The organism is Bradyrhizobium sp., assembly GCF_047605465.1.
GTDB lineage: Bacteria > Pseudomonadota > Alphaproteobacteria > Rhizobiales > Xanthobacteraceae > Bradyrhizobium.
In genome coordinates, this window is record NZ_JASGFS010000006.1 from 167,277 (window position 1) to 188,268 (window position 20,992).

Below are 20,992 nucleotides of genomic sequence, written 5' to 3' on the forward strand. Positions count from 1 at the left end.
TCCCCTTCAGCTCATTCCGAACGCACGGAGTCGACCAGCAGCTCCGTATCCGCACCAATGTGCACTTTCGGGCTCATTTCGGGTTGGAAGGGTGCGACATCGCTTCCGTAAATAGGCGACACCGTCGATCTCTTGCCTTGCCTCCGCGAGCCGAGACGTGATCATCGCCCCTCGATGCGCCAATCCGCAGCGAACGATCCGAGAGATACGGGACGGGAACGATGGCAGACAGTGATCGAAACGGAAATGCCTGGCGTCTTCCGCCCAGCGACTATATCCGCAAGCGACCGCCCACCTACGACATATCCGCTCCGAAATCGTTCTACCTGACGATGAAGGATGGCTGCCGTCTGGCGGTCGATCTCTACCTTCCCAGCTGGTCGCAAGGCGATGGGCCGTGGCCGACGATCCTGATACAGACGCCGTATTACCGGCGCTTTGCCGTCGACCCGGCGGCCGGACGGATCGAAGCATCGCCCAACATCGCGAAATATCGTGATGTATTCCTGCCTCGCGGTTATGCGGTCGTCGTGGTGGACGTGCGCGGCACCGGCGCAAGCTTCGGCACGCGGGACATCTTCCGCTCTCCCCGAGAACGGGACGACGCCTACGAGATCGTCGAATGGATTGTCGCGCAGGGTTGGTCGAACGGCGCCATCGGCGCGACCGGCATTTCCTATCTCGGTGCGGCCAGCGACTTTCTCGCATCGACATCGCATCCCGCCGTCAAGGCGATCGCTCCCCTGTTCTCGGTCTGGGACACCTATCTGGATAACTACTATCCGGGAGGAATACTCCTGACCAATCTCGCGGATGTCTACGACCGGATGATGGCCGGCCTCGATCAGGACAAGCGCGAATATCTCAAGGAGTTCGTCTACTACTCCAATCCCGCCTTCAGGGGACCTCACCCGGTCGACGATGATCCCGACGGCGCAGCGTGCGTGGCGGCCGTCAAGGAGCATGCGGGCAACTTCCGCATGCCCGATTTGATGCGCAAGCTCGAATTCAGAAGTGAACCACTGGAGCCGGGCAGTCCGTATTCGTCCGACTCGATCAGTCCGTCGACTTACGCCGGCGGCGTGCGTGACGACATCGCGATCTATTCGGTGTCGGGCTGGATGGACGGCGCCGGCTACGCCAACGGCGCCATCAGCCGGTTTCTCACGTTGCCCAATTCGCGAAAATTCCTTCTGCTCGGTCCATGGGATCACGGCGCGCGCATCAATTGCTCGCTCTGGCGATCCGGTGAAGCGCCCGAGTTCGATATCATGGCCGAGATCCTCCGCTTCTTCGACCAGTATTTGGAGGGGCGCGATACCGGCATCGAGGCGGAGAAGCCCGTCCATTATTTCTCCGTTCACGCGGAAGAGTGGCGCGCCGCCGACGCATGGCCTCCCCTCGAAGCCAGCAAGACCCTGTTCCTGTCGCAGAACGGACGGCTTGGCGATGCTGGCGGCACCGCGGGATCGGACGGCCACAACGTGAATTTCGATTCCGGGACCGGTCGATTCACCCGATACGAACGGATCGCAGCGATCGACAGCCGCGAATATTACACCGATTGGCACGGCCGCGATGGCCGCATGCTGAACTATACGAGCGCGGAACTTACCGAAGACGCGGAGTTGACCGGACACGGCCTCGTCAGCCTCTGGATCACGGCGCCGGCAACGGATTTCGCGATCCACGCATATCTGTCCGAAATACAGCCCGACGGACGATCGCTCTATGTGACCGAAGGCAGCCTGCGTGCCATCCATCGCTGCGAGATCGAACCGCCACCGCATCACCGGACGCCTGCGGTATTCCATCCCTGCACGCGCGGACAAGCCAGGGACGTGACGCCCGGCGAGCCGCATCTCTTTCGCTTTTCCCTGTTGCCGATCTCGTGGACTTTTTCGGCGAAGAGCCGGATCCGGCTCTCGCTGGAGGGCGCCGACGCCGACCATTTCCAGCGCATACCCGCTGCGGGTCCATTGCAGTTCGACGTCCTGCGCGGCGGTGGTAATGGATCGCACATCATCCTGCCGCTACGCGCGGTCTGACGAGGAAGCCCTGCCATGACCGAAAGCGACGAACTGCTCGCGCATCTCGAAAAGAACGGAATCAACGCCAAGACGTTCGAACACCCCGCGGTCCACACCGTCGAGGAATCGAAAGCTCTTCGCGGCGACATTCCGGGCCTTCATACGAAGAACCTGTTCCTTCGCGACGGGAAGAAGAACTATTTCCTGTTCGTGACCGACGAGGATGCCGCGATCAACCTGAAGCAGCTCGCCAAGAAGATCGGTGCCAAGGGCGGACTTTCCTTCGGCTCACCCGACGCCCTGCTGGAAATGCTGGGCATACGCCCCGGCGCCGTTTCCGTCCTGGCGATCGTCAATGATGCGGCGGGAAAGGTGAAGCTTCTGCTCGACGCGAAATTGGCGACTGCGACCGCGATCAATTGCCATCCCCTCGACAATCGACGCACGACGTCGCTCTCCCAAGAGGCGTTCGCCGGGTTCCTGACCCTGTCGGGCCGCGAAGCGGTTTATGTGGATACCAGCGCTGACGACGCGAGCGCGTGAGGGGCGCTTCCTCCCGCTGCGGGGCAGCGGGCACCGGCTGTGCCATTTCTGAAGCGCCATTCCACCGATCGTGCGTCGCTGACCGCTGTTGAACGTCCGGTAGACGATCTCCTGCCGCACATCCGCATGTTTCATTGGGGATGAGCGCGGCGCATTAACTTCCTGAAAACACTCCCGCGCGGCGTTGTTCCACAGCAGCGCCCGGCAGTCTGGCCTTGTTTTTGCTTGACCGTTAGGCCCAATATGGTTCGACGACAGAAAAGTCGAGGTCGAACCTTGGCGTGGTACTCGGGAGGATTGGATGGAAAAGGCGGTTCGGCCACTTCGCGTTGGATTTATCCTGTCCAACAACTTCACGCTGACTGCGTTCTCGAACTTCCTGGATGTGCTGCGCCTGGCGGCGGACGATGGCGACAACAGCCGCCAGATTCGTTGCCAGTGGCACATCATGTCGGCGAGCGGCGAGGCCGTCCGCTCCAGCAGCGGAGTCCTGGTGACCCCCACGTCCCGGTTCATCGAGCCGCGCGAGCTGGATTACATCATCGTGGTCGGCGGCCTCCTTCACGAGGGTCCCCAGATCGACGATCGCACGGGGCGGTATCTGATCGCCGCGGCGGAATCGAACGCCTCGATCGTCGGCGTCTGCACCGGCAGCTTCATCCTCTGGCGGCTTGGACTGCTGCGCCAGAAGAAGTGCTGCATCAGCTGGTATCATTACCGGGATTTCCTCGAGGAGTTCGGCGACACGCTGCCGATCGCCGACCAGCTCTACGTGGTGGATGGCCGGCGCATCACGTGCTCCGGCGGAATCGGCGCGGCCTATCTCGCCGCCTACATCGTCGAACTGCGGCTGGGGCGCTCCAATGCGCAGAAGGCGCTCCACATCATGCAGATCGATCAGATGCTGCCTGGATCGACCGCGCAATCCGCGCCACCCACCGAGTTCGTGGGCAACGATGGACGCATCTCGCGAGCGCTTCTCATCATGGAGCAGAACCTCTCGTCGCCGCTTTCGATCGCGAAGCTGGCGGCCAAGGTTCACCTCAGCACCCGGCAACTGGAGCGCCTCTTCAAGGATGAAACCGGTCAATCACCGCAAAGCGCATATCTGCGCCTCCGCCTGAAGCACGCGCGCTGGATGATGAAAACCGACATGACGCTCGCCGCGATCGCGGCGGAAACCGGCTTCGTGGACGGATCGCATCTGAGCAAGGCCTTCAAGGCGGCGTTCGGAACAAACCCGTCGGAGGACCGCCGGAGAACGCTCGGAAGCATCCTCGAATTCACACCGAATGCGGAAGGGCGGCGGGTTTACGACCACGCGTGACTCGCGTTCGATCCCTGCATCACGCGTGCGCGTTGGTCCGCTCCGCGCAAGGGACCGGTCACGACGACGACGCGAACCGCTTTGGCTTCGCCGCGACAGGCCATCAGAAACAGGGCGGCGCTGACCACGTCGGCGCCGCCCTGCTCGTGTGACTACACACCCGCCATCATCACGTATTTGATCTCGACATACTCCTCCATGCCGTGACGCGAACCTTCACGGCCAAGGCCGCTTTCCTTGACGCCACCGAAAGGCGCGACCTCGGTGGTGATGAGGCCGGTGTTGACGCCGACCATGCCGGATTCAAGCGCTTCGGCAACGCGCCAGACGCGGCCGAGATCGCGGGAGTAGAAGTAGGAGGCAAGACCGAACGGCGATGCGTTGCACATCGCGATCACGTCGGCTTCGTCCTTGAAGCGGATCACCGGTGCGAGCGGGCCGAATGTCTCCTCCTGCGACACCAGCGAGTCCGGCTTGACGTCGGCGAGCACGGTCGGCTCGAAGAAGGAGCGCCCGAGTTCGCTGCGCTTTCCGCCGGTGACGATCTTCGCGCCGCGCTTAACCGCATCCGCGATGTGGCGCTCGACCTTGTCGACAGCTTTCAAATTGATCAGCGGGCCCTGCGTGACGCCGGTTTCAGTGCCGTCGCCGATCTTCATCGCCGCGACCTTCTTGGACAGCTTCTGCACGAACTCGTCGTAGATCTTGTCCTGGGCGTAGAGACGGTTCGCGCAGACGCAGGTCTGGCCCATGTTGCGGTATTTCGAGACGATCGCACCTTCGACCGCGGCGTCGATGTCGGCATCGTCGAACACCACGAACGGCGCATTGCCGCCGAGCTCGAGGCCGAGCCGCTTCACGCCGACGGAAGCCTGCTGGTAGAGAATCTTGCCGACCGGAGTCGAGCCGGTGAAGCCGACGAAACGCACAGCCGGATGCTCGCACAACACTTTACCGATCGGCGGCGCGTCGCCGGTGATGATGTTGAGCACACCCTTGGGGACGCCGGCCTTCTCGGCGAGCACGGCCAGCGCGAGCGCCGAAAGCGGCGTCTCATTCGCGGGCTTCAGCACCACGGTGCAGCCGGCCGCGAGCGCCGGCGACACCTTCCGGGTGATCATCGAGTTCGGGAAATTCCACGGCGTGATCGCGCCGCAGACGCCGATCGGCTGCTTGATCGCAAGCAGCCGCGCATCGGGCCGCTGCGACGGAATGGTCTCGCCGTAGACGCGGCGGGCTTCTTCCGCGAAGAACTCGATATAGGCGGCGCCGATGTCGACCTCGCCGAGCGCTTCGGAGAGCGGCTTGCCCTGCTCGGAGGTGAGGATCAGCGCGAGATCCTCGCGGTTGGCGATGATCAGCTCGAACCATTTGCGCAGGATGTTGGAGCGCTGCTTGGCGGTGTGCTTGGCCCAGGCCGGAAAGGCCCGCGCGGCGGCCTCGACCGCCTTGGTCGTCTCCGCCGCGCCAAGCTGCGGCACCTTTGCGAGCTCGACTCCGGTCGCGGGATTGTTGACGGCGAAGACGGGCGCGCCGACCCAGGCCCCGTCGATGTAGCAGGCCTCCTTGAGGAGCGATGGGTCCTTCAACCGGTCGCGCAGGGCGGCTGTGGCTTGCGGGGCGCGGGCGGCGGCGGTCGGGGTCATGGCGTTGCTCCTTGGGGCGATCAGATCGGCCCGGAATATAGGGAGAAGCGGCACGCAATGCACCGTCCCGCAACGCAAATCTGCTCGGAAGCGGACATCGGAGCGGCGCCAGGACGCACCGATTTCATTGACCGAAACAAATGCAGCCACCGGGCCTGCGCACCTCTCCGCGGAGAGGCCTGTCTTGACCGCACACGCAACCCGGCCGGGCTCGTCGCGCTTTAGGCGGCGCCGCTCATGTAGGTCTCGCGCCGGCCGATCATGCGCTCGGCCGCGGCCTTGGCGTCGGCCTTCGAGGAGGTCGCACAGGTCCGGTACTCGAGATCGGGGACGTCGGAGGTGTCGCGGCGGCCGAACCAGGATTTCGAACCGACCGGCAGCAGCGCCAGCGACTGGGCGAGATTGTCGACCGCACCGAACGAATACAGAGCGCCAGTCCCGGCGATGCGGACCTCGTAGATGCCCGGCGAGATCGGCGCCTCCAGATTGTCGCCCCGTCCAGGACGGGGATAGCGCTTCCATTCGCTCCAGGTGGAAATCATCTCAAGCCCCCTCGCGGCCACGGAAGGGCCGCCAACATTTACTTAAAATCCTAGCGTTGGCCGCATTTCGGCCATGTGCTGAACGCCGCAACGCACAAAATGTTTCAAGTGCTTCAAACACCCGAAACATATCGCCTGACCCCATCCGCGGTAATGGCGAGGTGCGGCCATCCACCGCAGTTTGTGGAGGAGTGTTGCAGCCCAGCCTCTTTGTCGTCCTGCCTGGGGCGCAAACCGTCAAGTCACGACATCGCGACCCGCATGGAAGCTGAGATGCTTGCCGCACGCGATCCGCAGGAGGACAATCGATCACTTCAAAAATAATCAAACCGGAGGAAACGCGTATGCAAAGCAAAGCCCAGATCGACGAGCTTCTGCGCCAGAAGAGCGATGCCAAGGAGATCCCCGGCGTCGTCGCCATCGCCGCCAGCGGTAACGACATCCTCTACCAGGGCGCGTTCGGCAAGCGCGATCTGTCCAAGCCCGATGCGATGACGGCCGACAGCGTGTTCTGGATCGCCTCGATGACGAAGGCGGTGACGACCGCCGGCGCGATGCAGCTGGTCGAGCAGGGCAAGCTGTCGCTGGACGCACCGATCGGCTCGTTGCTGCCCGATCTCGCCAAGCCGCAGGTGCTGGAAGGCTTCGATGCCAAGGGCGAGCCGAAGCTGCGGCCGGCCAAGGGCGCGATCACGCTGCGCCAACTCATGACCCACACCGCCGGCTTCTGCTACAACATGTGGAACGGCGATCTCGCGATCTATCTGGAAAAAACCGGCATTCCCGCGATCACGACCTGCCAGAACGCGGCCTTGAAGACGCCGATCGCGACCGACCCCGGCACGCGCTGGGAATACGGCACCAATATCGATTTCGTCGGCAAGGCGGTCGAGGCCGTCAGCGGCAAGCGGCTCGATGCGTATCTGCGCGACAATTTGTTCGCGCCGCTCGGCATGGGCGATACCGGCTTCAAGATCACCGACAGCATGCGCAAGCGGCTGGTCGGCATGCATGCGCGCGGCGAGGACGGCCAGCTCGCCGCGATCCCGTTCGAGCTCGAACAGGCGCCGGAATTCCACATGGGTGGCGGCGGCCTCTATTCGACCGCGGGCGACTACATCAAGTTCACCCAGATGATCCTGAACAAGGGCCGCGGCAACGGCAACCAGGTGCTGAAGGCCGAGACGATCGCGTCGATGGGGCAGAACCACATCGGCGAACTCCAGATGACCAAGATGATCTCGGCCTTGCCGATGTACACCAACGACGTCGACCTGTTCCCCGATCAGGTCAAGAAGTGGGGCCTCAGCTTCATGATCAACACCGCGAAGACGGCGGAGGGCCGCAGCCCCGGCAGCCTGTTCTGGGCGGGGCTCGCGAACACCTATTACTGGATCGATCCGTCGCGCGACGTCACCGGCGTCATCCTGATGCAACTCCTGCCGTTCGCCGACGCCAAATGCCTGGAGGCGTTCGCGGGCTTCGAGCGCGGCGTCTATGCCGGCCTCGATGCCGGCAGCGGAAAGCGGGCGGCTTGAGCAGCACCGCTTTCACCACACGACATGGCCGGGCTCGTCCCGGCCATGCGCGCGTTACACCGCGGCACCCGGACCGTGGATGCAAGGGACAAGCCCGGGCGACGGACGACCACACCGACCAGCTTTGACGAGAGGATTTCGATTTGGCGGACAAGAGCGAAAGTTACGTCTGCGGCATCTCCGACATGCCGCTGCTCGGCGACACCATCGGCCGCAGCCTGGATCAGGCCGTGCAACGCTGGGGCGACCGCGAGGCATTGGTGTCTCCGAGTCACGGCGTGCGCTGGACATGGCGGGAGTTTGCCGAGCGGGTTGACGCCCTTGCCGCAGGTTTCCTCGCGCTCGGTCTCGAGCGCGGCACGCGGATCGGCATCTGGTCGCTGAACCGGCCCGAATGGACGCTGACGCAATTCGCCGCCGCCAAGGCCGGGTTGATCCTGGTGACGATCAATCCCGCCTATCGCCTGAGCGAGCTGGAGTTCGCGCTTCGCAAGGTCGGCTGCGAGGCGATCGTCACCGCGACCGCGTTCAAGACCAGCAACTACATGGAGATGCTGAACACGCTGCTGCCGGAACTCGCCGGCGCCACGCCGGGCCAATTGCGCGCGGCGCGACTGCCCGCCTTGCGCAGCGTCATCCAGATCGGCGGCCCCGCCTGTCCCGGCACGATCCCGTTCGACGAGGTCTCGGGCATGGGCGGCGCCAGGCATCGCGAGCAGCTCGCCGTACTCGGGGCCTCGCTGCAGTTCGACGACCCCGTCAACATCCAGTTCACCAGCGGCACGACCGGTTCACCCAAGGGCGTGACGCTCACCCACCACAACATCCTCAACAACGGCTATTTCACCGGCCGTGCGATGCGCCTGAGCGAACAGGACCGCATCTGCATTCCGGTGCCGCTCTATCACTGCTTCGGCATGGTGATGGGCAATCTCGCCTCCGTCACGCTCGGCGCGACCATGGTCTATCCCGGCGAAGGCTTCGATCCGCTCGTCACGCTGCGCACCATCGAACAGGAGAAGTGCACCGCGCTCTACGGCGTGCCGACCATGTTCATCGCCGAGCTCGATCATCCCGAGTTTTCGCGCTTCGACCTCAAATCGCTGCGCACCGGCATCATGGCCGGCGCGCCCTGCCCGATCGAGGTGATGAAGCGCGTCAACACCGAGATGAACATGCGGGAGGTGACGATCGCCTATGGCATGACCGAGACGAGCCCGGTGAGCTTCCAGAGCGCGGTCGACGACCCGCTCGAACGCCGCGTCTCCACGGTCGGGCGGATCCATCCGCATGTCGAGGTCAAGGTCGTCGATCTCGACGGCAGGATCGTCAAGCGCGGCGAACGCGGCGAGCTCTGCACCCGCGGCTACAGCGTCATGCTGGGCTATTGGGAGGACAAGGAGAAGACCGCCGACGTGCTCGACGCGAACGGCTGGATGCACACGGGCGACCTCGCCACCATCGACGATGCGGGCTATTGCAACATCGTCGGCCGCATCAAGGACATGGTGATCCGCGGCGGCGAGAACCTCTATCCGCGCGAGATCGAGGAATTCCTCTATCGCCATCCCAAGATCCAGGACGTGCAGATCTTCGGTGTGGCGGACAGCCGCTATGGCGAGGAGCTCTGCGCCTGGATTCGTCTCCGCTCGGGCGAAAAGCTGACGGCGGAGGAGGTGCGCGCCTTCTGCGAGGGGCAGATCGCGCACAACAAGATCCCGCGCTACGTGGAATTCGTCGACGAATTCCCGATGACGGTGACCGGCAAGATCCAGAAATTCCTGATGCGCGAAGCGGTGGAGGAACGGCTGGGGCTGAAGGCCGCGAAGACGGCGTGAGCTGACATCGGGCCGCGCGACGGCGGCCGACGATGCAGCGTGTCATTGCCACCCGCTCGTGATTGCGAACGCAGCGAAGCAATCAAGACCTGCCTGCGCGGCAAGACTCTGGATCGCTTCGCTCGCAATGACGGGTGGAGCGAGCCAGAGTGCTAGACCTTCAGCCCGCGCTGCTGCGCGAGTTCCTTCAGCGACACCTGCGGGCGGGCGCCGATGTGCTGGATCACTTCGGCCGCCGCAAGCGCGCCGAGTTCGCCGCACTGCTTGTGCGCCAGGTTGCGCGCCAGGCCGAACAGGAAGCCGGCGGCGAAGAGATCGCCGGCGCCGGTGGTGTCGACCACCTGGGTGACGGGGAACGCGGGCGCGGCGACGGCGTCGTCCGCCGACACCACCACGCAGCCTTTCTCGCTGCGGGTGACCACGCCGAGACCGACGTCGTTGCGCAACTGCTTGAGCGCGGTGTCGAAGTCCGACGTCATGTAGAGCGCGTGCAGCTCGGATTCGTTGGCGAAGACGATATCGACGGTGCCGTTACGCATCAGCCCCAGGAACTCGTCGCGATAGCGGTCGACGCAGAAGGAATCCGACAGCGTCAGCGCCACCTTGCGCTTGGCGTCATGGGCGATCTTCGCGGCCTTGACGAAGGCGTCCTTGGCGTTCTTGGGATCCCAGAGATAGCCCTCGAGATAGACGATGCCGGCGCCGGCAATCTCGGCCGGGTCGATGTCGGCCGGCGACAGATCCTGGGCGGCACCGAGATAGGTGTTCATGGTGCGCTCGCCGTCGCCCGTGACCAGGATGTAGGAGCAACCGGTGGCGGGGCCGTCCTTCGCGGCGGGCGTGTCGAAGGCAACGCCGGCGGCGCGGATGTCATGGACGTAGAGCTTGCCGATCTGGTCGTCCTTGACCTTGCCGACATAGGCGGCACGCGCGCCGAGGCTGCCGATGCCGACGATGGTGTTGGCCGCCGAGCCGCCCGAGACCTCCGTCGCAGGTCCCATATCCTTGTAGATGGCGGCGGCCCGCGCCTCGTCGATCAGGGACATGCTGCCCTTGGTCATGCCGTGCCGGGCCAAAAAGGCTTCATCGGTCCTGACCAGCACGTCGAACAGTGCGTTGCCGATCCCGAGAACGTCATATTTCACGTCAGCCATTCACCTTGATCCTGTTGCCGGATTGCGATTACCGGGGAAATCCGCTTCCTGTCGGCCTGAAATCTGGCTCGCGGCCTATCACGACCGGGCCTTGGCGAGCAAGCAACGAGAGTTGTCCTTTGATGCGTTCTCTATACGCGAACGGGGCCCCTCCGCTCGAAAACGCTATGGTATGACGGCCCGATGATCCGCTCCTTCCTGACAGTCTCGACGGGAACGCTGGCCTCGCGGCTGCTGGGCTTTGCCCGCGATTCCCTGATCGCGGCGCTGCTCGGCACCGGCGCCGTCGCCGACGCCTTCCTGGCCGCGTTCCAGCTGGTCAACGTGGTGCGGCGTCTGCTCAGCGAGGGCGCCCTGAATGCGGCGCTGATCCCGGCGTGGCTGCGCATCCGCGACCGCGATGGCGATGTTGCCGCGGCGGCATTCGCCGGACGCGTGCTCGGCACGGTCAGCGCCGGCCTGATCGTGATCTCGATCGCCATCGCGCTGGTGATGCCCCTGGTCATCACCGTCGTCGCGCCCGGCTTTCTCGGCAGCGAGACACGCGACCTCGCCGTGGAGAATGCGCGGCTGATGCTGCCCTATCTCGCCTTCGCCGGCCCCGTCACGGTGCTGATGGGATTGCTCAACGCGCAAGGGCGCTTCGCCCTCACCGCGTTCTCGCCGCTGCTGTTCAACATCGCGCTCATCGCCACCATCGCGGCGCTGCTGCTCTGGCATGCCGACGCCCGCTTCGCCGCGTGGATGCTCGCGGCCACGGTCGGCGTCGCCGGCCTGCTGCAGCTGGTGATGCTGCTCTCGCAGAAGAGCGCCGGCCTCGCCACGCCGCTGCGCGCGACGTTCGATGCGGAGATGCGCGGCTTCATCGCCAAGGCGGTTCCCGGCATGATCGCAAGCTCCGGGCCGCAATGGCTGATGGTGGCCGGTGCGATCATCGCGTCCGCGACGCCCTCGGCGGTGTCCTGGCTCTACTTCGCCAACCGCCTGATCGAGCTGCCGCTCGGCATCGTCGGCGTCGCCATGGGCACCGTGCTGGTGCCGGAGCTGACGCGCGCGGTCGGCAGCGGCGATCGCGATGCCGTGGCGCACGCGGAATCGCGCGCGCTGGAACTTGCCGCCGGCCTCGCCTTGCCTGCCACGCTCGGCCTGATCGTCTTGTCCGGCCCGATCGTACGGCTGTTGTTCGAGCACGGCGCCTTCGGCGCAGATGACAGCGCGGCGACGGCGAACGCTCTGATGTGGCTGGCGCTGGGACTGCCGGCGCACGTGCTGATCAAGGCGCTGTCGCCTGCCTTCTTTGCCCGTGGCGACACGATGACGCCGCTCGTGGCAACGGCCAAAGGCTTCGTCGTCGCCGTCGCGCTCGCGGTCCTGCTCGGTCACGTCTTCGGCGCGAGCGGGATCGCCGCGAGCATTGCGGCGGGCGCCTGGAGCAGCGCGTTCTCCCTGCTCCGCACAGGGACCGCCGAGTTCGGCTTCTCGGTCGATGCGGCCGCCCGCAGGCGGCTGCCGCGGATCGTGCTTGCCGCCGCCGCCATGGGCGGTCTGCTCTGGTTGACGACGGGTCTCTCGCCTGCCGAAGCGCATGGCCTTGTCCGCTTCGTCGTGCTGGGCCTGCAGATCGGGGCCGGAATCGGGGTCTACGGCCTGCTCCTCCAAATCCTCGGCGCCGCCTCCTGGCGCGAGGCGGCTAACGCCCTGAAGCGGCCTGCCTAGCCCGACCTCGGCATGCGGGCGGTGGAATTACCCTTGACGGGGCAGCGCCGCTGTTGGAAACGACGGCCAATTACCTATGGGAAGGCTTGCCAGGAAAACCAACCATGCCATTCGTTGAACGGGTCTTTTCGGGCGTCCAGCCGACGGGCAACCTGCACCTCGGCAATTACCTCGGCGCGGTCGTCAACTTCGTGAAGATGCAGCAGACCCACAACTGCATCTATTGCGTCGTCGACATGCACGCGATCACGCAGGGCGTGGACGTCTGGGGCGGACCGGCCGAGCTCGCGCGCAACACCCGCGAGGTGACCGCGGCGTTCATCGCGAGCGGCATCGATCCGAACAAGCACATCGTGTTCAACCAGAGCCAGGTCTCAGGCCACGCCGAGCTCACCTGGATCTTCAACTGCGTCGCGCGCATGGGCTGGCTGGGCCGCATGACCCAGTTCAAGGAGAAGGCCGGCAAGGACCGCGAGAACGCCTCCGTCGGGCTGTTCGACTATCCCGTGCTGATGGCGGCCGACATCCTGCTCTACCGTGCCACTCATGTTCCGGTCGGCGACGACCAGAAGCAGCATCTCGAGCTGTCGCGGGACATCGCGCAGAAGTTCAACAACGATTTCGGCGACTCGATCCGCAACCTGGGCGCCAATGACGGACTGTTCTTCCCGCTGCCGGAACCCTTGATCACGGGGCCGGCGACGCGCGTCATGAGCCTGCGCGACGGCACCAAGAAGATGTCGAAGTCGGATCCGTCCGACAATTCGCGCATCAACCTGACCGACGACGCCGACACCATCGCGCAGAAGATCCGCAAGGCGAAGACCGATCCGGAGCCCCTCCCGACCGAGGAAAAGGGCCTGGAAGCGCGTCCCGAAGCCGACAATCTCGTCGGCATCTTCGCCGCGCTCTCCGACCGCTCCAAGGCCGACGTGCTCCGCGACTTCGGCGGCGGCCAGTTCTCCAGCTTCAAGAATGCGCTGGCGGAGCTGTGCGTCACCAAGCTCGCGCCGATCGCCGGCGAGATGAAGCGTCTCGTCGCCGACCCCGGCCATATCGAAGCGATCCTGAACGACGGCTCCGACCGGGCCCGCGCCATCGCCGACGAGACCATGAAGCTCTCGAAGGACATCGTCGGCTTCATCCGCCGGCGCTGATCATTGCGCAGGACGAACGCGGCCGGCGCGACAGTGCCGACCGCTTCCCCCTCCCAAAGCGCAAGGGAGTGTGGCAGCATGCCGGTCGTGCACACGCCGGGACATGCATGACCAGCAAGCGACTTTGCTTCGAGCCGGGTCACAAGCCCAAATGCCTCGTCATCGTTGACGACACCGCCGAGTGGGATCGCGCGGTCTATTACGCGAGCCGCTGGGCGATCCGCGCCGGCGGCGGCGTGGTGATGCTGCGCATCATCGAGACCGATGAGCCGAGCCAGGAATGGCTCGGGGTTGCCGACATCATGCGCGCCGAGGCGCATGAAGAGGCCAATGCCGCGATCGACCGCGCCGCCGGCCGCGCCAACGGCATCGCCGCGATCACGCCGGAACGCCTCATCCGCGAAGGCGCGCCGATGGAACAATTGCTCGCGGTGATCGACGAAGACCCCGATATCGCCATGCTGGTGCTCGCGGCCAATCCCGGCGCCGAGGGCCCCGGACCATGGGTCGCGCTGCTCGCACATGAGCTGGGTGTGTTCCCCATCCCGGTGACGATCATCTCCGGCGCGCTGAGCGATCAAAGCGTGGATTCGCTGTCGTAGCGAGCCATCGTCATCGCCCTTGCCGGGATTTCCGCTTCCCGGGAAGCGGGGGACCAGGAAACGCCGCGCTAACCCGCTGATATAACAGCGGAACGGCCATTCCACCCCTTGATCGTGCGTTCGCCGTCGCCATCTGCTAGTGGATAGCTCACGCGCCGGCCTTGAACCGGCGACGTCCGGAGAAAACCATGTTCATTCAGACCGAAGCCACCCCCAATCCCGCCACGCTGAAATTCATTCCCGGCCGCGTCGTGCTCGACGGCAATCCGATGGAATTTTCCACCCGCGAGACCGCCGTCCGTTCGCCGCTTGCCGAAAAACTGTTCGACGTGCCCGGCGTCACGGGCGTGTTCTACGGATCGGACTTCATCACCGTGACCAAGGCGGACGGTGAATGGCAGCAGCTCAAGCCCGCGATCCTCGGCGCCATCATGGAGCATTACATGTCCGGCGCGCCGCTGCTCGCCGACGGCGCAGCGCAGGGCGATGCCGATCTCGACGACGAGGACGAGTTCTTCGACGAGGCCGATGCGGAGACGGTCGACATGATCAAGGACCTGATCGAGACCCGCGTGCGGCCGGCGGTCGCCAATGACGGCGGCGACATCACCTTCCGCGGCTTCAAGGACGGCATCGTCTATCTCAACATGAAGGGCGCCTGCTCCGGCTGCCCGTCATCGACCGCGACGCTCCAGCACGGCATCCAGAACCTGCTCAAGCATTTCGTGCCCGACGTGGTCGAAGTGCGGCCGATGTGACGTGAAATCGTCATTCCGGGGCGATGCGTAGCATCGCGCCCGGATGCTCGAGTTTCCCGGCTCGGTCCGATCGGACCGCACCGGAATGACGTCGATCAAGCCGCCTGGCCGATGCCGGCGGCTTCCACCGCGGCCCTGCGCATGCTCGCCGACATCTCGTTGGTGACGGTGCTCTGCTCCTCGACGGCGGCGGCGGTGGACGCGACATACTCGTTGACCCCCTGGATCGCCCCCTTGATCGCCTCCAGCGCGGCAACGACGTCGACCGAAATGCCGTTCAGGTTGCTGATCTCCTGCTCGATCCGGTCGGCCGCCTGCTTGGCCTGGCCGGCGAGATTCTTCACCTCGGATGCAACCACCGCGAAGCCGCGACCGGCTTCCCCCGCGCGCGCGGATTCGATGGTGGCGTTCAGCGCCAGCAGGTTGATCTGACCGGTGATGTTGCCGATGAGCTGCACGATCATGCTCATCGATTCCGCCGCCTGCGTCAGCCGCTGCGCCTGCTGGTCCGCCGCCTCGACCCGGACGACGGCGGTCGATGCGGTTTCGCGCGAACGCGTCATCGCCTCCGAGATCTCGCGCACGGACGCATTCAGTTCCTCGGCGCCCGCCGCGACCGATTCCATCATGTCGCGCACCCTCTCGCTGCGCTTGCGCGCGATCACCTGGGCGGTGGTGTCGGAGGCGTATTTCACGACCTTGAACGGACTGCCGTTGAGGTCGCGGATCGGATTGTAGGACGCCTGGATCCAGACCTGGCGGCCGCCCTTGCCGATGCGCCGGTATTCACCCGACTGGAATTCACCGGCGTTCAGCCTGGCCCAGAAGGTGCGATAGTCTTCGCCGTCGCGTTCCTCCTGCGGCATGAACAGGCTGTGGTGCCGGCCCACGATCTCCGAGAGCACGTAGCCGAGCGCGCCGAGGAAGTTCTCGTTGGCGGTCAGGACCTTTCCGTCCATGTCGAACTCGATCACGGCCTGCGACTTGCCGATCGCCTCGATCTGCCCGGCGAAATTCGCGCTGGTCAGCTTCTGCGCGCTGATGTCGGTGGCGAACTTCACCACCTTGAACGGCTTGCCGGTCTCGTCGAGGATCGGATTGTAGGACGCGAGAATCCAGACCTCCTTGCCGCCCTTGCCGAAGCGCTTGTACTCGGCGGACTGGAATTCGCCGCGGGCGAGCTTCGCCCAGAATTCGCGATAGCCGGCGCTGTCGCGCTCATCGGCTCCCACGAACAAGCCATGGTGACGGTTCTGGATTTCGTCGAGCCGATAGCCCATCACGCTCAGGAAGTTTTCGTTGGCGGACAGGATATTGCCGTCGAGATCGAATTCGATCACGGCCTGGGCGCGACCGATCGCCGAGATCTTTCCCGCATCCTCGAGGCTGCGAATCTTGCGCGCGGTGATGTCGGTGGCGAATTTGACGACTTTGACGGGCTTGCCGGCCTCGTCGAAGATCGGGGCGTAGGATGCCTGGATCCAGATTTCGCGGCCGCCCTTGCCGAGCCGCTTGTATTCGGCGGACTGATGTTCGCCCCGGCCGAGACGCAGCCAGAATTCACGATAGGCGGCGCTGTCCCGCTCCTGCGGGGTCACGAAGATGCTGTGGTGCCGGCCTGCGATCTCGTCCAGGCGGTAGCCCATCGCATCCAGAAAGTTTTGATTGGCGGTGACGATGGTGCCGTCCAGATTGAATTCGATGACCGCCTGGGATTTCGAAAGCGCGCTGATCTGGGCCACTGCCTCGCGCTCCGAAGAACCGCTCCGTCGAAAAAACATTAATGAATTCCTTCCCAAATGGGCGGAATGCACTGGCTTGTTCCGCCAAAAATGCATTGCTCAAGTCGCCATTGACCCGCCGTCCCACGCCATGCAGGTTCTCATTTGATTGCTAATGCACCATTAATCACACATACTTTCAATGACTTAGGCCTCCTTGAGGTTGTAATTGTCATGTCCACACGGAAATAATGGAACCCGAATTGCATGCTTTTCCCGAACACGTAGAACTACGGGTGAGATCGATTTGTCCCGCTCCGCGCGAGTTGTGCAGCGTGCGAACTTGCTCTGGTTCAGGACGCCCGGAACCGACTAGATTGCCGCCATGCTGATCCTTGCCATCGATACCGCGCTGGAGGCGTGCGCGGCCGCAGTCCTCGACACCGACGCCGGTGAATTGCGTGCGCAGGAATCGCTTCTGATGAAGCGCGGCCACGCCGAGGCGCTGATGCCGATGATCGCGCGCGTCATGCAATCCGCCGATCTCGCATTCACCTCGCTCGATCGCATCGCCGTCACCGTCGGCCCCGGCAGTTTCACCGGCTTGCGCGTCGGCATTTCGGCGGCGCGCGGCCTTGCGCTCGCAGCCCGGAAACCGGCCGTCGGGCTGACCACACTGTCGGCCTATGCCGCCGCCGTGGTCGGCCAGAGCCGGACGGCACCCGTGATCTCGGCGATCGATGCGCGGCACGACCACGTCTATTTCCAGATCGTCGCCGGCGACGGCAATCAACTCGTGCGGCCGCGTGTCGCCCCCATCGACGAGGCGATCGCCGCCTCGCAATTCGGCGCACCGCATCTGGTCGGCAATGCCGCAGGGATTCTCGCCGAGCGCTGGCCGCAAGATGGACCGCAGCCGATCGCGGTCGAGACGCAAGCCGCGCCCGACATCGGCTGGGTCGCGTGGCTGGGTGCGGCGGCCAATCCCGACACCACGCCGGCGCGCCCGTTCTACCTGCGTGCGCCCGATGCAAAGCCTGCCGCGACACCGCCGCTCGCCGCGCAAGCCGCAACCTCATGATGAAATGGCTGTCGGAATGGTGGCGCGGCGGCACCGCGACCGTCGAGCCCGCTTCCGCGCGCGACGCCGTGCGGCTGGCGCAGCTTCATGGCGAATCCTTCGCGCGCGGCTGGGGCGAAGGCGAGTTCGAGACGATGATCGGCGAGCACAACACGCTGGTGCACCGGCTGCGCCTCGGCCGCAAGACGATCGGCTTCGCCGTGTCGCGCATCGGCGCGGACGAAGCGGAGATCCTGTCGATCGCGCTCGACCAGGCTCATCGCGGCCACGGCCTTTCCCGCGCGCTGTTGATGACCCATCTCGGTCATCTCGCGGGACGCGGCGTGCGCACGATTTTTCTCGAGGTGGAGGAAAATAACCAGCCCGCGCGACGGCTCTATGACCGGACCGGATTCATGGTGGTCGGGCGCCGTGAACGCTACTATAAGCAGCCCAACGGGGAACAATTGAACGCCCTTCTGATGCGACGTGACTTGTCGTAACATTGATGGCACAAAGCGCCCCATCCGGCAGACAACCCATGACCGCACTGAAACCTTCCTCCGCATCCAAGACGACCGGGATCGAGGCGCGCTGCGCCGCCACCGGCATGCGCATGACCGAGCAGCGCCGCGTCATCGCTCGCGTGCTCGCGGAGGCGGTCGATCATCCCGATGTCGAGGAGCTGTACCGCCGCTGCGTCGCCGTCGACGACAAGATCTCGATCTCGACCGTGTACCGCACCGTCAAGCTGTTCGAGGACGCCGGCATCATCGAGCGTCATGATTTCCGCGAGGGACGCGCGCGCTACGAGCAGATGCGCGACAGCCATCACGACCACCTCATCAACCTGCGCGACGGCAAGGTGATCGAGTTCACCTCCGAGGAGATCGAGAAGCTTCAGGCGGAGATCGCCCGCAGGCTCGGCTACAAGCTGGTCGACCACCGGCTCGAGCTCTATTGCGTCCCGCTCGACGACGACAAGCCGACGTCTTGATCGGGCCCGACCTCCGCGCGAGCGCGCTTCGCGCCTGCCGCGCGGAAACCCACGCCACACTTTTCCGGACCAAGCCCTAGTGCCCATCGACCTCATCATCTTCGATTGCGACGGCGTGCTCGTGGACAGCGAGGTGATCTCCTGTCGCGCGCATGCGGATGTGCTGACGCGGCACGGCTATCCGATCACCTCGGAGCAGGTGTTCGAGCGCTTCCTCGGCCGCTCGACGCGGCAGGCCAATCTCGAGATCGAGACCGAGCTCGGCCGCAAGCTGCCCGAGGCCTATCACGGCGATCTGCAGGACGAGCTGTTCCGTTCGTTCGAGGCCGACCTCGAGGCGATCCGCGGCATTGGCGACGTGCTCGATGCCGTCACCCAGCGCGTCTGCGTCGCCTCCAGCGGCTCGCATCAGCGCATGCGCGTCAGCCTCGGCAGCACCAGCCTCTATGAACGCCTCGCGCCCCACATCTTCTCGGCCTCGCAGGTGAAGAACGGCAAGCCGGCGCCGGACCTGTTCCTGTTCGCGGCCCGTGAAATGGGCGTGCCGCCGGAGCGCTGCGTCGTCGTCGAGGACAGCCTCGCGGGGATCGCCGGCGCGCGGGCGGCCGGCATGACCGTGTTCGGCTTTCACGGCGGCAGCCATTGCGGGGACGGGCATGCCGCGACCCTGCGCGAGGCCGGAGCGGACCTGACCTTCGCCGACATGCATCAATTGCCGGAACTGGTCCGCCGGGTCGAGGCGGACGCCGTCGCGGGCTAGCCGTCGCCGCCCTTCCGGGCCGCGCGCCGCACCGGACGGAGGGGCGCGCGCCCCGCGAATCCGGCGCCAAAGCCCCCGAATTCCGGGTTCGTCCGCTCGGCGAGCGCCTGGGAATGACCCTCCGGCGCCCAATCGCTGGATTTTCGGCGGCCCAGCCTATATTTGAGGGCCGTCCTCCACCTCAGTCCCGGGTTCCATGACGCCGCCGCGCAAGCTGCACATCAAATCATATGGCTGCCAGATGAACGTCTACGATGCCCAGCGCATGGTGGACACGCTGGCGCCGGAAGGATTCGTGGAAACCGCGAACGCCGAGGAGGCCGATCTCGTCATCCTCAACACCTGCCACATCCGCGAGAAGGCCTCCGAGAAGGTCTATTCCGAACTCGGCCGCCTGCGCGTCGCCAAGGACGAGGCCGCGCGCGCGGGCCGCGCGATGCAGATCGCGGTCGCCGGCTGCGTGGCGCAGGCCGAGGGCGAGGAGATCGTGCGCCGCGCGCCGGTGGTCGACGTCGTCGTCGGCCCGCAGAGCTATCATCATCTGCCGGACCTCTTGAAGCGCGCCGGCAACGCAGGCCGCGCGATCGAGACCGAGTTTCCCGCGGCGGACAAGTTCGGCTTCCTGGCCCAGCCGAAGCCCGAGGCGATCCGCGCGCGCGGCATTTCCGCGTTCGTCACGGTGCAGGAAGGCTGCGACAAGTTCTGCACCTTCTGCGTGGTGCCCTACACGCGCGGCGCCGAAGTCTCGCGACCGGTGGCCAAGATCATCGACGACGTGAAGCGGCTCGCCGACAACGGCGTGTGCGAGCTCACTCTGATCGGCCAGAACGTCAATGCCTATCACGGCGAGGGGCCGGACGGCACGAGCTGGCCGCTCGGCAGGTTGCTCGAACGCCTGGCGCAGATTCCCGGCATTGCGCGGCTGCGTTATTCGACCAGCCATCCCCGCGACGTCGATGACAGTTTGATTGCAGCCCATCGCGATCTCGACGCGCTGATGCCGTTCGTGCACCTGCCGGTGCAGTCGGGCTCGGACCGGATTCTGGCGGCCATGAACCGCAAACATACCGCCGATGATTATCGCAAGGTCGTCGACCGTTTCCGCGACGCGCGCCAAGACATTGCTTTTTCATCAGATTTTATTGTCGGCTTTCCGGGCGAGAGCGAGCAAGATTTTCTCGCCACACTCGCGCTTGTCACGCAAATCGGCTACGCTGCGGCTTATTCGTTCAAATACTCCGCCCGGCCGGGAACGCCGGCCGCGGATTTGCAGGAGACGGTGTCCCCCGCCGAGATGGACCAGCGATTGGAGCGGCTCCAGGAACTGATCGACAGCCAGCAATCGGCCTTCAACAAGGCCGCGATTGGCACAACGGTCGACGTGTTGTTCGAGCGCGCCGCGCGCAATGCCGGCCAGATCGTCGGCCGCACCGCCTATCTGCAGCCGGCACATGTGATGGCCTCGTCCGACATCATCGGGAAGATCCTGCCGGTCCGGATCGACAGCCTCGAGCGTTACAGTCTTTTGGGTGAACTCGCGACGCCGCTTCATGCGCGCGAGCCCGCTTTATCGCCAATCGCCACTGGAGCCTGAACCCTTGCC

General features: G+C 64.9%; 18 protein-coding genes. 14 read left to right on the forward strand and 4 right to left on the reverse strand.

The genetic code is table 11. The features are described 5' to 3' along the window. Positions 1-221: 221 nt before the first annotated feature. The 3 genes from QM712_RS08950 (at position 222) to QM712_RS08960 (ending at position 3,900) form a co-directional block, all read left to right on the forward strand. Positions 222-2,048: a CocE/NonD family hydrolase gene (locus QM712_RS08950; protein ID WP_415022714.1), complete on the forward strand. Its 1,827-nt coding sequence runs from the start codon at positions 222-224 to the stop codon at positions 2,046-2,048. A 15-nt stretch (positions 2,049-2,063) separates the two neighbouring features. After that, positions 2,064-2,573, forward strand: coding sequence for a prolyl-tRNA synthetase associated domain-containing protein (locus QM712_RS08955; protein ID WP_415022715.1), 510 nt, complete (start codon positions 2,064-2,066; stop codon positions 2,571-2,573). 301 nt (positions 2,574-2,874) lie between these two features. Beyond that, positions 2,875-3,900 carry a GlxA family transcriptional regulator gene (locus QM712_RS08960; protein ID WP_415022716.1) on the forward strand — a complete coding sequence of 342 codons (1,026 nt, stop codon included), beginning with the start codon at positions 2,875-2,877 and terminating at the stop codon, positions 3,898-3,900. Positions 3,901-4,052: 152 nt separating this feature from the next. On the opposite strand, the gene QM712_RS08965 is transcribed toward QM712_RS08960, so the two are convergent. Both QM712_RS08965 and QM712_RS08970 read right to left on the reverse strand, forming a co-directional pair. After that, positions 4,053-5,546, reverse strand: coding sequence for an NAD-dependent succinate-semialdehyde dehydrogenase (locus QM712_RS08965; RefSeq protein ID WP_415022717.1), 1,494 nt, complete (start codon positions 5,544-5,546; stop codon positions 4,053-4,055). A gap of 221 nt (positions 5,547-5,767) precedes the next feature. Next, a complete protein-coding gene (locus QM712_RS08970; RefSeq protein ID WP_194478636.1) occupies positions 5,768-6,088 on the reverse strand; it encodes a hypothetical protein in 321 nt (106 codons plus the stop codon). Positions 6,089-6,432: 344 nt separating this feature from the next. Between QM712_RS08970 and QM712_RS08975 the strand changes: the two genes are divergently transcribed. Beyond that, positions 6,433-7,626, forward strand: coding sequence for a serine hydrolase domain-containing protein (locus QM712_RS08975; protein ID WP_415022718.1), 1,194 nt, complete (start codon positions 6,433-6,435; stop codon positions 7,624-7,626). A 143-nt stretch (positions 7,627-7,769) separates the two neighbouring features. Continuing rightward, a complete protein-coding gene (locus tag QM712_RS08980) occupies positions 7,770-9,464 on the forward strand; it encodes an AMP-binding protein (RefSeq protein WP_415022719.1) in 1,695 nt (564 codons plus the stop codon). A gap of 152 nt (positions 9,465-9,616) precedes the next feature. Here QM712_RS08980 and QM712_RS08985 read toward each other — a convergent pair whose 3' ends face one another. Next, a complete protein-coding gene (locus QM712_RS08985; protein WP_415022720.1) occupies positions 9,617-10,618 on the reverse strand; it encodes an adenosine kinase in 1,002 nt (333 codons plus the stop codon). A 183-nt stretch (positions 10,619-10,801) separates the two neighbouring features. Between QM712_RS08985 and murJ the strand changes: the two genes are divergently transcribed. The 4 genes from murJ to QM712_RS09005 all read left to right on the forward strand — a co-directional run bounded on the left by murJ (position 10,802) and on the right by QM712_RS09005 (position 14,851). Further along, positions 10,802-12,334 carry a murein biosynthesis integral membrane protein MurJ gene (murJ, locus tag QM712_RS08990; protein ID WP_415022721.1) on the forward strand — a complete coding sequence of 511 codons (1,533 nt, stop codon included), beginning with the start codon at positions 10,802-10,804 and terminating at the stop codon, positions 12,332-12,334. 104 nt (positions 12,335-12,438) lie between these two features. Next, a complete protein-coding gene (gene trpS, locus QM712_RS08995) occupies positions 12,439-13,491 on the forward strand; it encodes a tryptophan--tRNA ligase (RefSeq protein WP_415022722.1) in 1,053 nt (350 codons plus the stop codon). Positions 13,492-13,598: 107 nt separating this feature from the next. Continuing rightward, on the forward strand, positions 13,599-14,093 hold the full coding sequence (locus QM712_RS09000; protein ID WP_415022723.1) for a universal stress protein: 495 nt from the start codon (positions 13,599-13,601) through the stop codon (positions 14,091-14,093). A 188-nt stretch (positions 14,094-14,281) separates the two neighbouring features. Beyond that, on the forward strand, positions 14,282-14,851 hold the full coding sequence (locus QM712_RS09005) for a NifU family protein (protein WP_415022724.1): 570 nt from the start codon (positions 14,282-14,284) through the stop codon (positions 14,849-14,851). 95 nt (positions 14,852-14,946) lie between these two features. On the opposite strand, the gene QM712_RS09010 is transcribed toward QM712_RS09005, so the two are convergent. After that, positions 14,947-16,632, reverse strand: coding sequence for a methyl-accepting chemotaxis protein (locus QM712_RS09010; protein ID WP_415022744.1), 1,686 nt, complete (start codon positions 16,630-16,632; stop codon positions 14,947-14,949). Between the two features lie 325 nt (positions 16,633-16,957). On the opposite strand from QM712_RS09010, the gene tsaB reads away from it, so the two are divergent. From tsaB to miaB, 5 genes are all read left to right on the forward strand, one after another. Next, entirely contained in the window at positions 16,958-17,653 is a 696-nt protein-coding gene (gene tsaB, locus QM712_RS09015; protein WP_415022725.1) for a tRNA (adenosine(37)-N6)-threonylcarbamoyltransferase complex dimerization subunit type 1 TsaB, read from the forward strand. After that, entirely contained in the window at positions 17,650-18,135 is a 486-nt protein-coding gene (rimI, locus tag QM712_RS09020; protein ID WP_415022726.1) for a ribosomal protein S18-alanine N-acetyltransferase, read from the forward strand. The genes tsaB and rimI overlap by 4 nt, the downstream gene beginning before the upstream one ends. A 38-nt stretch (positions 18,136-18,173) precedes the next feature. Continuing rightward, complete coding sequence (locus QM712_RS09025) at positions 18,174-18,629, forward strand: Fur family transcriptional regulator (RefSeq protein WP_415022727.1); 456 nt, start codon at positions 18,174-18,176, stop codon at positions 18,627-18,629. Between the two features lie 79 nt (positions 18,630-18,708). Further along, positions 18,709-19,389, forward strand: a complete 681-nt coding sequence (locus QM712_RS09030; RefSeq protein WP_415022728.1) for an HAD family hydrolase — start codon at positions 18,709-18,711, stop codon at positions 19,387-19,389. 196 nt (positions 19,390-19,585) lie between these two features. Further along, positions 19,586-20,983: a tRNA (N6-isopentenyl adenosine(37)-C2)-methylthiotransferase MiaB gene (gene miaB, locus QM712_RS09035; RefSeq protein WP_415022729.1), complete on the forward strand. Its 1,398-nt coding sequence runs from the start codon at positions 19,586-19,588 to the stop codon at positions 20,981-20,983. Positions 20,984-20,992 lie beyond the last annotated feature (9 nt).

Excerpts from the sequence above, each read along its gene's own strand:
- QM712_RS08950 (WP_415022714.1), top strand. The coding sequence starts at position 222 with ATGGCAGACAGTGATCGAAACGGAAATGCCTGGCGTCTTCCGCCCAGC.
- QM712_RS08955 (WP_415022715.1), top strand. The coding sequence starts at position 2,064 with ATGACCGAAAGCGACGAACTGCTCGCGCATCTCGAAAAGAACGGAATC.
- QM712_RS08960 (WP_415022716.1), top strand. The coding sequence starts at position 2,875 with ATGGAAAAGGCGGTTCGGCCACTTCGCGTTGGATTTATCCTGTCCAAC.
- QM712_RS08965 (WP_415022717.1), bottom strand. The coding sequence starts at position 5,546 with ATGACCCCGACCGCCGCCGCCCGCGCCCCGCAAGCCACAGCCGCCCTG.
- QM712_RS08970 (WP_194478636.1), bottom strand. The coding sequence starts at position 6,088 with ATGATTTCCACCTGGAGCGAATGGAAGCGCTATCCCCGTCCTGGACGG.
- QM712_RS08975 (WP_415022718.1), top strand. The coding sequence starts at position 6,433 with ATGCAAAGCAAAGCCCAGATCGACGAGCTTCTGCGCCAGAAGAGCGAT.
- QM712_RS08985 (WP_415022720.1), bottom strand. The coding sequence starts at position 10,618 with ATGGCTGACGTGAAATATGACGTTCTCGGGATCGGCAACGCACTGTTC.
- murJ (WP_415022721.1), top strand. The coding sequence starts at position 10,802 with ATGATCCGCTCCTTCCTGACAGTCTCGACGGGAACGCTGGCCTCGCGG.
- trpS (WP_415022722.1), top strand. The coding sequence starts at position 12,439 with ATGCCATTCGTTGAACGGGTCTTTTCGGGCGTCCAGCCGACGGGCAAC.
- QM712_RS09000 (WP_415022723.1), top strand. The coding sequence starts at position 13,599 with ATGACCAGCAAGCGACTTTGCTTCGAGCCGGGTCACAAGCCCAAATGC.
- QM712_RS09005 (WP_415022724.1), top strand. The coding sequence starts at position 14,282 with ATGTTCATTCAGACCGAAGCCACCCCCAATCCCGCCACGCTGAAATTC.
- QM712_RS09010 (WP_415022744.1), bottom strand. The coding sequence starts at position 16,632 with ATGTTTTTTCGACGGAGCGGTTCTTCGGAGCGCGAGGCAGTGGCCCAG.
- tsaB (WP_415022725.1), top strand. The coding sequence starts at position 16,958 with ATGCTGATCCTTGCCATCGATACCGCGCTGGAGGCGTGCGCGGCCGCA.
- rimI (WP_415022726.1), top strand. The coding sequence starts at position 17,650 with ATGATGAAATGGCTGTCGGAATGGTGGCGCGGCGGCACCGCGACCGTC.
- QM712_RS09025 (WP_415022727.1), top strand. The coding sequence starts at position 18,174 with ATGACCGCACTGAAACCTTCCTCCGCATCCAAGACGACCGGGATCGAG.
- miaB (WP_415022729.1), top strand. The coding sequence starts at position 19,586 with ATGACGCCGCCGCGCAAGCTGCACATCAAATCATATGGCTGCCAGATG.